The organism is Bacillus cereus group sp. MYBKT14-1 (assembly GCF_051915185.1).
GTDB lineage: Bacteria > Bacillota > Bacilli > Bacillales > Bacillaceae_G > Bacillus_A > Bacillus_A cereus.
The window spans coordinates 124,235-140,756 of the sequence record NZ_JBQAEF010000001.1; the positions used below are offsets into that span (position 1 = coordinate 124,235).

The following is a 16,522-nucleotide window of genomic DNA, read 5'->3' on the forward strand; positions in this document are numbered from 1 at the left end:
TTCGTTATGAACTCGCCTTTGAGTTGCAGTTGTGAAACTAATAGTAGCAATTGCCGTTAATCCACGTTACGGATCTAAGCGAATGTATATTTGTACATTAATTTAGGGTGGTACCGCGGGAATCTATAACCTCTCGTCCCTTTCTAGGGATGAGAGGTTTTTTGTATTTTGGGCGGTGAAAATAAATAGAATTTCAAGGAGGGTATCTCATGAGCTTTAATCATCAAGAAATTGAGAAGAAGTGGCAAGGGTACTGGGAAGAGAATAAAACATTCCGTACGCCAGATGAGACAGAAAAACCAAAATTTTATGCACTAGATATGTTCCCATATCCATCAGGTGCAGGCTTACACGTAGGACATCCAGAAGGTTATACAGCGACAGATATTTTATCTCGTATGAAGCGTATGCAAGGATATAACGTTCTGCATCCAATGGGATGGGATGCATTTGGTCTTCCAGCAGAGCAATATGCACTTGATACTGGAAACAGCCCAGCTGAATTTACAGAGCATAATATTAATACGTTCCGTAACCAAATTAAATCATTAGGTTTCTCTTACGATTGGGACCGTGAAGTAAATACAACAGATCCAAACTACTATAAGTGGACGCAATGGATCTTCCTAAAACTATTTGAAAAAGGCTTAGCTTACGTTGATGAAGTACCTGTAAACTGGTGCCCAGCACTTGGTACAGTACTCGCAAACGAAGAAATCATTGACGGTAAGAGTGAGCGTGGTGGACATCCAGTTGAGCGTCGTCCGATGAGACAGTGGATGTTAAAAATTACAGCTTACGGAGATCGTCTATTAGAAGATCTAGATGAGCTTGATTGGCCTGAAAGCTTAAAAGATATGCAACGTAACTGGATCGGTCGTTCTGAAGGTGCAGAAGTACACTTCAACATCGATGGTACAGACGAGAAATTCACAGTTTTCACAACGCGCCCTGATACATTATTTGGTGCAACATACTGTGTACTAGCTCCAGAACATGCACTTGTTGCAGAAATTACAACAGCAGAACAAAAAGAAGCGGTAGAAGCTTACATTAACGCTGTAAAAATGAAGAGTGACCTAGAGCGTACAGAACTTGCGAAAGAGAAAACTGGTGTATTCACTGGTGCTTACGCAGTTAACCCAGTAAACGGTGAGAAATTACCAATCTGGATCGCTGACTATGTTCTTGCAACTTACGGAACAGGTGCTGTAATGGCAGTTCCAGCTCACGATGAGCGTGACTATGAATTCGCATCAGTATTTAATCTTCCAATGAAGGAAGTTGTAAAAGGCGGAGATATTACGAAAGAAGTGTACACAGGTGATGGTGCACACGTAAACTCAGCATTCCTTGATGGATTAAATAAAGAAGAAGCAATCGCAAAAATGATTGAATGGCTTGAAGCAACGAGCGCAGGAAATCAAAAAGTAACGTACCGTTTACGTGACTGGTTATTCAGCCGTCAACGTTACTGGGGTGAACCAATTCCAGTAATTCACTGGGAAGATGGTACAATGACAGCTGTGAAAGAGGAGGAATTACCATTAGTTCTTCCGAAAACAGAAAACATCCGTCCTTCAGGTACAGGTGAATCACCACTTGCTAACATTGACGAGTGGGTAAATGTTGTTGATCCTGAGACTGGTAAAAAAGGTCGTCGTGAAACGAACACAATGCCGCAATGGGCTGGTAGCTGCTGGTACTACCTACGTTACATCGATCCAAACAATAGCGAAGCACTTGTAGATCCTGAAAAAGTAAAACAATGGCTTCCAGTTGATATTTATATCGGTGGTGCAGAACATGCTGTACTTCACTTACTATATGCTCGTTTCTGGCATAAAGTATTATACGATATCGGTGTAGTTCCAACGAAAGAGCCATTCCAACAATTATTCAACCAAGGTATGATTCTAGGTGAAAACAACGAGAAAATGAGTAAATCAAAAGGTAACGTTGTAAATCCTGATGATATCGTAGCAAGCCACGGTGCAGATACACTTCGTCTATACGAAATGTTCATGGGACCATTAGATGCTTCAATTGCTTGGTCTGAAAATGGTCTTGACGGAGCTCGTCGTTTCCTAGACCGCGTATGGCGTCTATTCGTTCAAGATAACGGTGAATTAAGTGAGAAAATTACTGACGCACCAAATAAAGAGCTTGAAAAAGCTTACCATCAAACAGTGAAGAAAGTAACAGAAGACTATGCAGAGCTTCGCTTCAACACAGCGATTTCTCAAATGATGGTATTCATCAACGATGCATACAAAGCTGAAACACTTCCGAGAGAATATGTAGAAGGTTTCGTAAAAATGATTGCACCAGTTGCACCTCATATCGGGGAAGAGCTATGGAGCAAACTTGGATACAATGAAACAATCACATATGCAAGCTGGCCAACATTTGATGAGTCTAAACTTGTAGAAGATGAAGTTGAAATTGTTGTTCAAGTTATGGGTAAAGTTCGCGCAAAACTAACAATGAGTAAAGACGCATCAAAAGAAGAAATGGAACAACTTGCACTTGAAGCAATTCAAGACCAAATTGAAGGGAAAACAGTTCGTAAAGTAATTGTTGTTCCTGGAAAACTTGTTAATGTTGTTGCAAATTAATTTATTCTAAATAAAAGCTCAGAGTATGTATACTCTGAGCTTTTTTGTGTAGAAAATAATCTCTGGATCACCCTAGTCTAAGTTTTCAATTATTCCAATACGTACAAATAAAAGAGCGGAATTCCAATACAGACAAACACCTATTTTTCTATAGGAAATATGATAAAAAAGGTAGGCTAAATTGAGTAGAAGAGGTGAAAGGAATGAAAGGGATGGACAATAATGCACCACATGGCTTTTTCGGAGGTGGATCGGATAGTTATGAACAAATGATGTTAATGGGAGGCGGACAACAAGGATATGGCGGAATTCCGAGCTGGATGGGTGGAACACCTGGAGGATTTTCCACATCAGTAGCTGGAGCACAAACTGGAATTCCAACATTAACAGGAGGATTTCCATCATCAGTAGCTGGAGTGCAAACAGGAATCCCAACATTTGTAGGCGGAGCAGCGGGAGGAGTACCAGTAGGCGTACCAACTACATTCCCATCTTTCGTTGGAGGAGTAGGTGGTTATCCACAAGGTTTTTACGGTCACCATGGCCACCACGACGGTCATCATGGACACCATCATCAAGGTCACCATGGCCATCATGGACATCATCACCACCAAGGACACCATGGCCATCATGGACACCATCACCACCAAGGACACCATGGCCATCATGGACACCATCACCACCAAGGTCACCATGGTCATCATGGACATCATCAACAACAAGTACATCACCACGGCCACCATCACCACCAAGGTCACCACGGTCATCATGGACATCATCAACAACAAGTACATCACCACGGCCATCAAGGCCACCACGGTCACCAAGGTCAACATGGTCATCAAGGTTACCAAGGCCAACAACACCAACAACACCAACAACACCAACAACACCAACAACACCAACAATACCAACAGTATCAACAGTATCAACAACAACAATCTTCTCCTTGGACAGGTGGAATTGGAGCAGGAGGAGCGGGGGCAGCAGCAGGAGCGGCTAGCATTAGTGGAGCTGCAGGACATGCGGGACACGTGGGTCATTAATGATTGCCAGAAAAAAAGACATAATAAAAAACTGCTAGGAAATCCTAGCAGTTTTTTTCAGCTTCTTGGCGTTGACGTTCGATTTCAGCACGAAGTTGTGGTTCTGGTGCTTGCCAGCCTTCAGGTTTTAGAATTTTACCGTCACCTTCGCGGAATCGAGGTTTCCCGTCAGGGAATAGTTTTGCCATGTTTGCGTTATTTACAATTTCGAATCCTTTATCAGGACGTACGCCCATTTCGGCAAACGTGCCGAATGCAAAGTAAATAAGGTCAATCAGTGCATCGTATTGATCTTCAACAGTCGTTGCTTCTAGAAATTCTTCTAGTTCTTCCTGCATAAAACTTGCACGGATTTTTGCGCGCTCTTCCGTTAATTTTGTTGGAGTATTTGTTACAGGATGTCCGAATACTTCATGCATTTTCGCAACAAGTTCGTATCCTTTATCTAAACCTTTTTCGTTTGTCATGTTGTTTCATCCTTTCTTACGTTATGCCGAAGTTTATTGTAACATAAGGTGATTATGAAATGAAAAGAACATCTTATCGAAATAAGATGTTCGCTCGTTATTCTTCTTTTTTTATTAAAATGGATAAAATAAGGTCGATGCCAAACATACCAACGAGCAACATTGGTATAACGACAAGTAAATAACGTGTGAAGGAAACATTTTTTAAGTATGTATGAGCAAATAAAAAGACGCCGAGAAATAAAATACCATTTAAAATAGGCTTTACTAATTTTTTAGACATAAGCTCCCCCATAAATATCTTCTCTCTCTATTTGATAATAAAAAACTCCTCTCTCCGTTGTATCATGCTGGAGAGAGGAGTTCAATCATTTCTCATTCAATGACACCAGAATTTGTAATATTTACGGTGTATTTTATATGGACAGGAACATCTTTATACATTTGTCTCCATTCTTCTAATTTGAATGGGCGATAATGTTGCTTATACTTTGCACCTAGCCCGAGAGGATCGACGCCTAAAGATTTAAGTTGCTTAATTAACTTAGCAGCTTGTTTATCTAATTGTTTTTGGACATCTTTTTCAATGTTTTTTGTGTTCTTGTTATTTTCTAAGTTAATTTGTTTTGATAGTTCTTGAATACGTGCATCAAGACGAACGTTAATGAAAAAAGAAGGCTTTCCGTTTTTAATTTTTATATCGTAAGTTGGAACAGAACGAATATTATTAATCATTACGTACGCAGAATCTGTTTTAAATTCATGTGAATCTAATTTATGTTTCTCTAACAGTCCTTTAAATATGAACATATCTTTTTCCGCAATTTTACCGATATATTTATCCTTTTTAAAAAGGCCAATTCCGGTAATTTTTATTTTATCACCATGTTTCTTTAGAATGGGAATATAGTAGTCTTTTCCTTCTTGATAATAGCGAAATGCTCCTATATGTAGATTATCCGCTGGTAAAGGTCCGGTCTCCATGTTATGTTCTAGCAATTTTTTTATATAAATTGCAACGTTGTATGAAGTCGAATATTTGCCTTTTAAAAGTTCAGTACCATTCCCATCTAATAAAGCAGCATATAAAGCGTTCCCTATATTCACATCTCGAAGTAATGTATCGAATGAAGTAGACATTCCTGTTTTAGCAAGTCTTATCGTATATAGAGCGACACGCATTTGTCCGCTAGCAAATGGTTGAGAAGACTCTAAAGATGTGTCTGCTTTTACTTGTTTTACTGCATTTGCACTGCCTTCAAAAACTTGAACTTTATTTCCTTTTTTCTGAATGGGACAAACGAATGTCACTTTTACTTTATTATCTTTTGCGACATCAAAAACGGTTCCTTGAATAAGCTGTACATCATCGATAATATTTTTTTGTAAACATCCAGTTAGACTGAAGAATGTTATACAAGAAATAAGTATTAATTTACTTGTGTTTTTGATTTTTTCCATTTTCTTTTCACCCACACAATAATAAATAGGATTGGGATGTATACATAAATGAGCCAAGAACTAACTTTTGACGCATTACTAATAAAATTATTAATATCATGTCTGCTTGTTAAAAGTTGTGAAACAATGAGAGTGATAAGGAAGAAAGCAACTAGAACGCCTCTTTGTTTCACGCGAAATATTTCGTGAGTTCCTCTCGTTGCCGCCCATAAAGGAAGGATGAAACTTGTAATAATAACGAGTGCATAGCCTGAAATTGCAATATATTCGAGTCTTTCTATAAATGGTAATTGAATGACTTGGGTCATAGAAAGTTGTGCCCATATTGTTTTTAACAATTGCTTCTCACTAAAAAAGGTAAAGGCTAAAACGGTACTAAATAAATATAAAAGGTTTGAAAATAATGCTCCATATTGAGCGAATTTATGAGATTGCATAGGTTTTTTCACAAAAGGATAAACCATGAGATAAATCTCAAACCCTGTCATACTGTAGATTGACAGATTCGCTGCTTTTAAAATATCTGAAAAAGAATGTGTAAATATAGGAAGTAAATTATCCCAATGTGAGTATTTCAAAACAAATAGGCTAAGAAATAAATAGCCCAATGTACCGCCAACTGAGATTACGCAAATACCAGTAATGACACGAAATCCAGAGGAAATAATGTAATAACTAACTAAGCATAAAAAGAGTGTTAACATAAAGGTGGAAGCGGTAGGAAACATCCATACTTGAATAATTTCAACATATGTTCGAATGACCGAAATACTAACGATTAAAAAATAAGCCATAAAGATGATGCTAATGCCATTTCCTAGCCATTTTCCAAATGTTTGTCGATGTAAATCAATTAAATTCCCATTTGTTTCTTTTAATAAGATATACATCATCCATATAAGAATATGGATGAAAATTCCTGTGATTATAACCCCCATCCAGCCGTCGTATCCAGCAGCTTTTGCGATAATTCGAGCGAATCCTAGAACGCCAGCACCAAACTGTGCACTGTGAATTAAGAAGAAAACGAAGATAGGAGATATTTGATATTTTTCTTGAACTTTACTCATCAATGCACCTCGTTTCTTAATCATCAAAATCCGATCTATGTTTTGTTGAAATTCCTTTCGCTGCTTTTTTTACATGTTGTGGTCTTGCTTGCACATCTCTTGTATCAATCATTGTTAATGGAAAACGGATCCAAGAATCTTTAACTGATTGTTGCCTTGTCGGATAAAATAAAGCGTACGGCTTACGTAAGGAAGTAAGCCTGAATAGATGAGTAAATAAGAAGATAAATCCAAGAGAAATCCCGAACAATCCGCCTATTTCTGCAAACACAAGAAAAGGAAAGCGTAGTAATCGAACAGCGTTACCCATTTTATAAATAGGTGTAATAAAAGAAGCGAGTGCTGATAGTGCAACGATAATTAATAAAATGTTACTCGTTAACCCAGCTTGTACAGATGCTTGCCCGATTACGATACCGCCTACAATACCGAGTGTTTGCCCAACTTTCATCGGTAACCTTGCACCAGCTTCTCTTAATAAATCAATAACTAATTCCAAAAAAAGTGCTTCAATTAAAGGTGGGAATGGAACTTGCGCTCTTGATAAAATTAATGTTTCCAGCAAATCACTTGGAATAAGTTCATAATGATAATTTAAAACGGCAACATATAATGGAGCTGCACAAATTGAGAAAAGGACAGCGATAAGTCGTAAAACTCTTGAAAACGTTGCATATAGCCAAGAGACATTATAATCTTCTGGTGAAATAAAGAAATCGAAATATGATACGGGCGTTAATAGAACATTTGGAGAACCATCAACGAAAATAGCGATTTTTCCATCAATTAGTGCTTTTGTAACTCTATCAGTGCGTTCTGTATTGATATAGAGAGGGAAAATCGATTTTTCACCCATCAATTCTTGTATATAAGCACTATCATTAATTTGATCATATTCAAGAGCGCGTAATGATTCCTCGAGAAAATCTACATTATCTTTTTCAGCGAGGTTGTCTAAATACATCATGACAACTTTTGTTTTGGAAAACTCGCCGATAATCATTTCTTTTGTTTGTAAATCTAAAACAGGAAGACGTTTTCGAACTAAATTAATGTTTGTATCAATATCTTCTACGAAACCTTCTTGCGGACCAATAACAGTTGATTCGTTTAAAGGAGGGGTTGGTGCACGATAATTATCAATTGCAATGTTTGCAAGCATACATTTTTGATCTTGCTGATTCAATTGAATAATCGCATGCCCCTTTAAAACCATATCCTCAATTTTTTGTAAGTCGTTCGTAATTGTAATGCCGCTCATTGGAATATGTTCTTTCAGCTCTTCTAGTGAAGCATTAGGTCGTTCCAAAAGAGTAGGCATTAAATATTTTTGTAATTTCTCTCCATCAAGCGAAGGACGATAGTAAGAAATCCAATAAGGCATCGTTTCATCGTCGGATGTATGATAATTCACAAAATCACTAGATTTTTTCAGCTTCTCTATTAAATTTTGTAAAGAATGGATACGGTCTTTTTCTGGTTTCGTAAAATCATAAATACTATTACCTTTAGAGTGTTGTTGCTTACTTTGAGAAGGTTCATCTTGCTTAGCGTTTTGTTGTTTATCTTGAGACGAATCACCTTGTTTAGCACCTTGTTGTTTATCTTGAGAGGAATCCTCTTGTTTAGTACTTTGTTGCTTATCTTGAGAGGAATCATCCTGTTTAGAGTTTTGTTGCTTATCCTGAGAAGAGTCATCTTGTTTAGAGTTTTGTTGCTTATCCTGAGAAGAGTCATCTTGTTTAGAGTTTTGTTGCTTATCCTGAGAGGAATCCTCTTGTTTAGCACTTTGTTGCTTATCTTGAGAGGAATCATCCTGTTTAGAGTTTTGTTGCTTATCCTGAGAAGGTTCATCTTGTTTAGTGCTTTGTTGCTTATCCTGAGAGGAATCCTCTTGTTTAGTACTTTGTTGCTTATCCTGAGAAGAATCTTTTTGTTTAGTACTTTGTTGCTTATCCTGAGAAGAATCTTTTTGTTCGTGATTTTTACCTTTATTATGTTTCATACTTCTAGTCTGTTCTTTGTTATCATCCTCTTCATTGTTAGAATGCTGCTCCTGATTATCTGTTTCGTTTGCTTCTGGTTTATTTGATTTTTTTTTCTTACGTAACCAATTCCAAATCATGTGTATACCCTCTTTAATCTTGTAATATAGTGCTATTTTGTGGCTAATTTTGTATATTATTCATTTATTTATGAAAAGAAGAAGGAGATTAGTTTGCATGGAAAAAAATCTTTAGTAAGCAGTTCATACTATAACGGGAAGAGGGAGAATCTGTGCAAATTGTAAAAAAGGAGAAGTTTGTTTTAAAAGGGTTTACGTTTGAAAATGGCAGGGAAATTCCTGTTCAAATGGGATATGAGACATATGGTACGTTAAATAGAGAAAGGTCAAATGTGATTTTGGTTTGTCATTATTTTAGTGCAACAAGTCATGCGGCAGGAAAATATACAGTGCATGATGAGGAGTCTGGTTGGTGGGATGGGCTCATTGGACCTGGAAAAGCAATTGATACAAATAAGTATTTTGTTATATGTACAGATAATCTTTGTAATGTGCAGGTGAGAAATCCATATGTGATTACAACAGGACCGAAATCGATTAATCCAGAAACTGGAGAAGAATATGCTATGGATTTTCCGCTTTTTACATTTCTTGATGTAGCTCGTATGCAATATGAGTTAATAAAAGGTATGGGAATTTCAAGGTTACACGCTGTAATTGGACCGTCGGCAGGGGGAATGATTGCACAACAATGGGCGGTTCACTATCCACATATGGTAGAGCGGATGATTGGCGTTATTACGAACCCACAAAATCCAATTATTACGTCAGTAAACGTAGCGCAAAATGCGATTGAAGCAATTCAACTGGATCCAAGTTGGAAAGGTGGAAAATATGGAGAAGAGCAGCCGATAAAGGGGCTTCATTTAGCAAATAGAATGATGTTTATGAACGCGTTTGATGAGCATTTTTATGAAATGGCATTTCCTCGTAATAGTATAGAGATAGAACCTTATGAAAAGTTTTCTACACTAACATCATTTGAAAAAGAGATAAATAAAGCGACATATAGAAGTATAGAGTTAGTAGATGCAAATTCATGGATGTATACTGCAAAGGCAGTTTTATTGCATGATATTGCACATGGTTTTTCTTCATTAGAAGAATCTCTTTCTAACATAGAAGCGAATGTACTTATGATTCCATGTAAACAAGATTTGCTTCAGCCGTCTCGTTACAACTATAAAATGGTAGATATTTTGCGAAAACAAGGGAAGTATGCGGAAGTGTATGAGATAGAAAGTATAAATGGGCATATGGCGGGAGCATTTGATATTCATTTATTTGAAAAGAAAGTTTATGAATTTTTAAATCGGAAAGTATCTAGTTTTGTTTAGAAGACAAATGATGGGGAAAAGGTGCAATGTTTGTAGTAGGCACCTTTTTTTACATGATTTGTAGACGGAAAATATATGTGGCAATTGCTATACCGAAGAATGCGATACTAAGCAATAGAAATAAGAATGACATTTCTTGGGGTGATTTTATTTTTTTAGTATTTTTCATACTAAGAGTAATAATTGCAGCGATTAAGAAAATGATGCCCATTATGAAAAGGGAAAGTGTCATTTTCATTGGCTCCTTTCATAAGACAAGTATATTGAGGATACAATGCAAGAGTTATGTTTGTAAAGAATAAGTTTTGCGAGAAAATTGAGAAATAGTTTTTCGATTCTTTGCGTTCTTTCTTTTGCGTGCTAAAATTGGTAGAGAATGTTTGTGAAAAAGAAACTAAAGGTTTTATTGTATATAAGGAGGAACTACATATGACAGAAGTTAAAACAATTACTACAGAAGAGGTACAAGAGCGTTTAGAAAATGGAGAAACGTTATTTTTAGTAGACGTAAGAGAAGATGAAGAAGTAGCGGCAGGAAAGATTCCAGAAGCTGTACATATTAAAATGGGCGATATCCCACATAAAGTAGATTTCTTTAATAAAGAGAATGAATATATCTTTATTTGTCGTTCAGGAATGCGCAGTGAAAATGTATGTCATTATTTAAATGAGCAAGGATTTAAAACAGTGAATATGGTTGGCGGTATGCTTCAATATGAAGGTGAAACGAAATAGTTAATAGTTAAAAACTTGAAACGAGTCTGTTTCAAGTTTTTTTCTTTTGCATACAGTATAAAAAGGAGGAGGGGTAAATGGGGATTAATTTGCGTAAAGTAAAAATTATGAATAATACAGGAGCTGTTAATGTCGGCGACTGTTATGATATCTCGCCTTTAGCTGTAGCAAAAGTATATGCAGGTGCTGGAGGGTCGAGTGCGGCTATTTTTTTAAATGGGAAAAGACAGCCAGAAGCAGTCATTAGAACATCAGTGTTTCTTCCGCCGTTAGCAACAAGTACACGTACATTAGGTTCATAGAGGAAAGGTAGAGTGTAATTATGCCTGCTCATATAAAAGAATTTGTTATTGTGAATAACACTGGGAATATATTTACCGGTGATAATTTGAGTGATACTTCATTTACTGCTTCGAAATCATATAGTGGTTCAATGGGGTGCACTTGGATTGATGTTGTTACAGTAATAGGGACGGAGACGAAGCTTTGTTTACAGCCAGGTGATTCGGTGACGACAACATATACAAGAGGCACTCCTGCTGGTACTGTAACAGGAACAAATATGGGGCAAAGTGTAAATACATCGGGTATAGCACAAGCTGTCCCTAATACAGATAATATGGATTCAATTGCAGGACTCCCTTAAGGAATTAAGGGAGTTTTTATTATTTAAAATAAAAATAGTCTTGGAAATTATTTTTGTAAATAGATTAAGAAGAGGCTTATTTATTATGAAAAAGACGGTTTGCAGGTGGTGAAAGTGTGAAGAATCGTGATAATAATCGGAAGCAAAATTCGTTAAGCTCTAATTTTAGAATTCCACCAGAACTTATTGGGCCTACTTTCCCACCTGTTCCAACTGGATTTACAGGTATAGGGATTACTGGTCCAACCGGTCCACAAGGCCCAACAGGACCTCAAGGACCAAGAGGATTACAAGGTCCGATGGGGGAGATGGGCCCGACAGGACCTCAAGGTGTGCAAGGGATACAAGGATCAGTTGGTCCAATAGGTGCAACTGGACCAGAAGGACAGCAGGGGCCACAAGGATTGAGAGGACCACAAGGAGAAACTGGAGCGACAGGACCGGGGGGTGTGCAAGGGCTACAAGGTCCGATTGGTCCAACGGGAGTGACTGGGGCACAAGGTATACAAGGGATACAGGGATTACAGGGGCCAATTGGAGCGACGGGACCTGAGGGATCTCAAGGAATTCAAGGCGTCCAAGGGTTACCGGGTGCAACTGGTCCACAAGGAATACAAGGAGCACAAGGGATACAAGGAACACCAGGACCGAGTGGAAATACAGGTGCAACCGGAGCGACTGGAGCAACTGGTCAGGGGATAACAGGCCCGACTGGAATAACAGGTCCAACTGGAATAACTGGACCATCTGGAGGACCTCCTGGTCCGACGGGGCCGACTGGTGCGACAGGTCCAGGTGGTGGACCGAGTGGAAGTACAGGTGCGACTGGAGCAACGGGGAATACTGGGGCTACAGGAAGTACAGGGGTAACAGGAGCAACGGGAAGTACAGGTCCGACTGGAAGTACGGGAGCACAGGGCTTGCAAGGAATCCAAGGGATTCAAGGACCAATTGGGCCAACAGGTCCAGAAGGTTCGCAGGGTATTCAAGGTATTCCTGGTCCGACGGGAGTAACTGGTGAACAAGGAATACAAGGAGTTCAAGGTATTCAAGGGGCAACGGGAGCAACAGGAGATCAAGGTCCACAAGGTATACAGGGGGTTATAGGGCCACAAGGGGTAACAGGGGCCACAGGAGATCAAGGTCCACAAGGTATACAAGGAGTACCAGGGCCATCAGGAGAAACAGGGCCACAGGGAGTTCAAGGGATACAAGGTCCGATGGGTGATATAGGACCAACAGGTCCAGAAGGCCCAGAGGGACTGCAGGGCCCGCAAGGAATACAAGGTGTGCCAGGGCCAGTTGGAGCGACGGGTCCAGAGGGTCCACAGGGGATACAAGGCATTCAAGGACCGGTAGGAGCAACAGGCCCACAAGGCCCACAAGGAATTCAGGGAATACAAGGTGTGCAAGGGATAACGGGAGCAACAGGAGTACAAGGAGCAACTGGAATTCAAGGGATACAAGGGGAAATAGGAGCAACGGGTCCAGAGGGGCCACAAGGAGTGCAAGGAGTACAAGGAATTCAAGGAGCGACGGGTGCACAAGGAGTGCAAGGTCCACAAGGAATTCAAGGAATCCAAGGTCCGACGGGGGCAACAGGGGATATGGGAGCAACTGGGGCGACAGGGGAAGGCACTACAGGCCCAACAGGAGTAACTGGTCCAACAGGGGTAACAGGCCCGTCTGGAGGACCAGCAGGACCGACCGGCCCAACGGGGCCATCAGGTCCGGCGGGAGTAATTGGTCCATCTGGTGGACCACCTGGCCCGACAGGAGCAACCGGGGCGACAGGAGAAACGGGAGCAACCGGAGTGACGGGTTTACAGGGTCCGCAAGGAATCCAAGGTGTGCAGGGAGAGATAGGTCCAACAGGGCCACAAGGTGTTCAAGGTCCCCAAGGAATTCAAGGAGTAACGGGGCCACAGGAGATCAAGGTCCGCAAGGGATTCAAGGCCCACAAGGCGACATAGGTCTAACTGGTCCACAAGGAATTCAAGGCCCACAAGGTTCTCAAGGAATCCAAGGAGCGACAGGGGGAACAGGAGCACAAGGCCCACAGGGAATCCAAGGTCCGCAAGGTGACATAGGTCCGACTGGGTCACAAGGTCCAACTGGAATCCAAGGGATACAAGGAGAGATAGGACCAACAGGTCCAGAAGGCCCAGAGGGACTGCAGGGCCCGCAAGGAATACAAGGTGTTCAAGGGCCAGTTGGAGCAACGGGTCCAGAGGGTCCTCAGGGGATACAAGGCATTCAAGGAGTGCAAGGAGCAACCGGCCCACAAGGTCCACAAGGAATACAGGGAATACAAGGTGTGCAAGGGATAACGGGAGCAACTGGAGCACAAGGAGCAACTGGAATTCAAGGGATACAAGGGGAAATAGGAGCAACCGGTCCAGAGGGGCCCCAAGGAGTGCAAGGAATACAAGGGGCGATTGGTCCAACAGGTCCGATGGGCGCACAAGGAGTGCAGGGAATACAAGGGATTCAAGGAGCAACAGGTGCACAAGGAGTGCAAGGACCACAAGGAATTCAAGGAGTGCAAGGTCCGACGGGAGCAACAGGAGATACGGGGGCAACCGGAGCGACGGGAGAAGGAACTACCGGTCCAACAGGAGTAACCGGTCCAACAGGGGTGACTGGCCCGTCAGGAGGACCAGCAGGACCGACCGGCCCAACGGGGCCATCAGGTCCGGCAGGAGTGACAGGTCCATCAGGTGGACCACCTGGCCCGACAGGAGCAACAGGTGCGACAGGAGTAACAGGAGATACTGGGGCGACAGGCTCAACTGGAGTGACAGGAGCAACAGGAGCAACCGGAGTGACGGGTTTACAGGGCCCGCAAGGAATCCAAGGTGTTCAAGGAGAGATAGGTCCAACCGGTCCACAGGGTATTCAAGGTCCCCAAGGAATCCAAGGAGTAACGGGGGCAACCGGAGCACAAGGTCCCCAAGGAATTCAAGGCCCACAAGGCGACATAGGTCCAACCGGCTCCCAAGGAATTCAAGGTCCACAAGGTCCTCAAGGAATCCAAGGAGCGACAGGGGCAACCGGGGCACAAGGCCCACAGGGAATCCAAGGTCCGCAAGGAGAGATAGGTCCGACCGGCCCACAAGGCCCACAAGGAATTCAAGGCCCGCAAGGAATTCAAGGTCCAACGGGAGCTACAGGAGCAACTGGAGCGACAGGTCCACAAGGGATTCAAGGTCCCCAAGGAATTCAAGGTCCAACGGGAGTTACAGGAGCAACCGGAGCGACAGGTCCACAAGGAATTCAAGGCCCACAAGGAATTCAAGGCCCACAAGGAATTCAAGGCCCGCAAGGAATTCAAGGTCCAACTGGAGATACAGGTCCAACCGGCTCACAAGGAATCCAAGGTCCAACTGGTCCAACCGGAGCTGGAGCAACCGGAGCCACAGGAGCGACCGGGGTGACCGGAGTCAGTACAACTGCAACGTATGCGTTTGCGAATAATACATCAGGAAGTGTTATTTCTGTTTTGTTAGGTGGCACGAATATTCCGTTACCAAACAATCAAAATATTGGACCAGGAATAACCGTTAGTGGTGGAAATACTGTATTTACAGTTGCGAATGCAGGAAACTATTATATAGCCTATACAATTAATTTAACGGCAGGATTACTTGTAAGTTCTCGTATAACTGTAAATGGCAGTCCGCTTGCGGGAACGATAAATGCCCCGACAGTGGCTACTGGTTCATTTAGTGCAACAATAATCGCTAACTTGCCTGCTGGAGCCGCTGTTAGCTTACAGTTATTTGGAGTAGTTGCAGTAGCTACATTATCTACAGCAACGCCAGGGGCTACCCTAACTATTATTAGATTAAGTTAATAAGCAGAAAACCTTGAAACTTTTATGTTTCAAGGTTTTTTTATCTTTGTATTTGTAAGTAAACCTCGTTAACCAGGGGAGTGGATCCCCTCTAATTATTTAAAGTTTCACATTATTCTCTTGAGCAAAAACATCGCAGTTCGAAAATATATTATAATAGAATGAAAAGAAAGAAATTTGGCAGAAAGGGAGGGTGGCGATGCAGGAGATGGTTAAAGATTTTTTTGGACGCCCACTTCAAGATTTACGTATATCTGTCATTGATCGTTGCAATTTTAGATGTACATATTGTATGCCAGCGGAAATATTTGGGTCAGATTATGCTTTTTTGAAAGATGAGTTTTTACTAACTTTTGATGAAATTGAGCGTTTGGCAAAATTATTTGTTAACATTGGTGTACGAAAAATTAGAATTACTGGCGGTGAGCCACTACTTCGTAAAGATTTAACAAAACTTATTGCACGTCTTGTGAAAATTGATGGGCTAATAGATATAGGGTTAACGACAAATGCTGTACATTTAACGAAACAAGCGAAGGCATTAAAAGAAGCTGGATTACATAGAGTGAATGTTAGTTTAGATGCAATAGATGACGACATATTTAAGAATATTAATGGTCGAAATATTAATACGAAACCGGTAATTAAGGGAATTATAGCAGCTAAAGAGGCGGGGCTGGAAGTAAAGGTAAATATGGTTGTGAAAAAAGGGATGAACGATCATCAAGTACTTCCGATGGCTGCGTATTTTAAAGAGCAAGGAATCACGCTTCGGTTTATTGAGTTTATGGATGTTGGTAGTACAAATGGGTGGAATTTTGATCAAGTCGTTACAAAACGAGAATTGATTGAGATGATTCATAAGATGGATCCACTTGAGCCAGCTGAAGCGCATTACTTTGGTGAAGTTGCGAAGCGATATCGGTACGTTGGAACAAATGTTGAAGTTGGTTTTATTACATCTGTTTCTGAGTCATTTTGTGTCTCTTGTACGAGGGCGAGAATTTCGGCAGATGGAAAGTTTTATACGTGCTTATTTGCGACAGAGGGTTTGGATGTAAGAGAACTTCTTAGAGGAAATCTTTCGGATGAGGAGTTATTAAGTGTTATACAAGATGTATGGATGAATAGAAAAGATAGGTATTCGGATGAACGAACAGAAGAAAGTGCAAAAAATCGTCCGAAAATCGAAATGTCTTATATAGGAGGATAAGAAAGGGG

13 protein-coding genes, 1 pseudogene and 1 other annotated feature (1 of these 15 only partly in view) are annotated in these 16,522 nt (G+C 40.9%); of the genes and pseudogenes, 8 read left to right on the forward strand and 6 right to left on the reverse strand.

All coding sequences use genetic code 11. From position 1 onward, the window contains the following. Positions 1-144: a binding site (T-box leader), on the forward strand; it begins 76 nt to the left of the window's first position. A 65-nt stretch (positions 145-209) separates the two neighbouring features. Both leuS and ACTFO4_RS00760 read left to right on the forward strand, forming a co-directional pair. Continuing rightward, positions 210-2,618, forward strand: coding sequence for a leucine--tRNA ligase (gene leuS, locus ACTFO4_RS00755; RefSeq protein ID WP_000009461.1), 2,409 nt, complete (start codon positions 210-212; stop codon positions 2,616-2,618). 203 nt (positions 2,619-2,821) lie between these two features. Continuing rightward, positions 2,822-3,664, forward strand: coding sequence for a hypothetical protein (locus tag ACTFO4_RS00760; RefSeq protein ID WP_440013275.1), 843 nt, complete (start codon positions 2,822-2,824; stop codon positions 3,662-3,664). 44 nt (positions 3,665-3,708) lie between these two features. Here ACTFO4_RS00760 and ACTFO4_RS00765 read toward each other — a convergent pair whose 3' ends face one another. The 5 genes from ACTFO4_RS00765 to ACTFO4_RS00785 form a co-directional block, all read right to left on the reverse strand. After that, positions 3,709-4,131 carry a hypothetical protein gene (locus ACTFO4_RS00765; RefSeq protein ID WP_000180554.1) on the reverse strand — a complete coding sequence of 141 codons (423 nt, stop codon included), beginning with the start codon at positions 4,129-4,131 and terminating at the stop codon, positions 3,709-3,711. Positions 4,132-4,228: 97 nt separating this feature from the next. Continuing rightward, positions 4,229-4,414, reverse strand: a complete 186-nt coding sequence (locus ACTFO4_RS00770) for a hypothetical protein (protein ID WP_000038783.1) — start codon at positions 4,412-4,414, stop codon at positions 4,229-4,231. Positions 4,415-4,506: 92 nt separating this feature from the next. Beyond that, the gene (gene gerHC, locus ACTFO4_RS00775) at positions 4,507-5,592 is read right to left on the reverse strand and encodes a spore germination protein GerHC (protein ID WP_103621649.1); all 1,086 of its coding nucleotides are present in this window, start codon (positions 5,590-5,592) and stop codon (positions 4,507-4,509) included. After that, positions 5,562-6,662, reverse strand: coding sequence for a spore germination protein (locus tag ACTFO4_RS00780; protein ID WP_440013273.1), 1,101 nt, complete (start codon positions 6,660-6,662; stop codon positions 5,562-5,564). Before ACTFO4_RS00780 ends, gerHC begins: the two co-directional genes overlap by 31 nt. A gap of 16 nt (positions 6,663-6,678) precedes the next feature. After that, the gene (locus tag ACTFO4_RS00785) at positions 6,679-8,787 is read right to left on the reverse strand and encodes a spore germination protein (protein ID WP_440013271.1); all 2,109 of its coding nucleotides are present in this window, start codon (positions 8,785-8,787) and stop codon (positions 6,679-6,681) included. Between the two features lie 152 nt (positions 8,788-8,939). Here ACTFO4_RS00785 and ACTFO4_RS00790 point away from each other — a divergent pair, with 152 nt between their 5' ends. Beyond that, positions 8,940-10,064 (forward strand): alpha/beta fold hydrolase, encoded by a 1,125-nt coding sequence (locus ACTFO4_RS00790; RefSeq protein WP_440013269.1) that lies wholly within the window; start codon positions 8,940-8,942, stop codon positions 10,062-10,064. Positions 10,065-10,113: 49 nt separating this feature from the next. Here ACTFO4_RS00790 and ACTFO4_RS00795 read toward each other — a convergent pair whose 3' ends face one another. After that, positions 10,114-10,296 (reverse strand): hypothetical protein, encoded by a 183-nt coding sequence (locus ACTFO4_RS00795; RefSeq protein WP_000175905.1) that lies wholly within the window; start codon positions 10,294-10,296, stop codon positions 10,114-10,116. Between the two features lie 197 nt (positions 10,297-10,493). On the opposite strand from ACTFO4_RS00795, the gene ACTFO4_RS00800 reads away from it, so the two are divergent. The 5 genes and pseudogenes from ACTFO4_RS00800 to moaA all read left to right on the forward strand — a co-directional run bounded on the left by ACTFO4_RS00800 (position 10,494) and on the right by moaA (position 16,514). Further along, a complete protein-coding gene (locus ACTFO4_RS00800; protein ID WP_000141207.1) occupies positions 10,494-10,799 on the forward strand; it encodes a rhodanese-like domain-containing protein in 306 nt (101 codons plus the stop codon). Between the two features lie 77 nt (positions 10,800-10,876). Then, complete coding sequence (locus tag ACTFO4_RS00805; protein ID WP_000512468.1) at positions 10,877-11,101, forward strand: spore germination protein; 225 nt, start codon at positions 10,877-10,879, stop codon at positions 11,099-11,101. A 20-nt stretch (positions 11,102-11,121) separates the two neighbouring features. Continuing rightward, positions 11,122-11,445: a hypothetical protein gene (locus ACTFO4_RS00810; protein WP_001110855.1), complete on the forward strand. Its 324-nt coding sequence runs from the start codon at positions 11,122-11,124 to the stop codon at positions 11,443-11,445. A 116-nt stretch (positions 11,446-11,561) separates the two neighbouring features. Next, positions 11,562-15,301 (forward strand): annotated as a pseudogene (locus ACTFO4_RS00815) (BclA-related collagen-like exosporium protein). A gap of 199 nt (positions 15,302-15,500) precedes the next feature. Beyond that, complete coding sequence (gene moaA, locus ACTFO4_RS00820) at positions 15,501-16,514, forward strand: GTP 3',8-cyclase MoaA (protein WP_001157119.1); 1,014 nt, start codon at positions 15,501-15,503, stop codon at positions 16,512-16,514. Positions 16,515-16,522 lie beyond the last annotated feature (8 nt).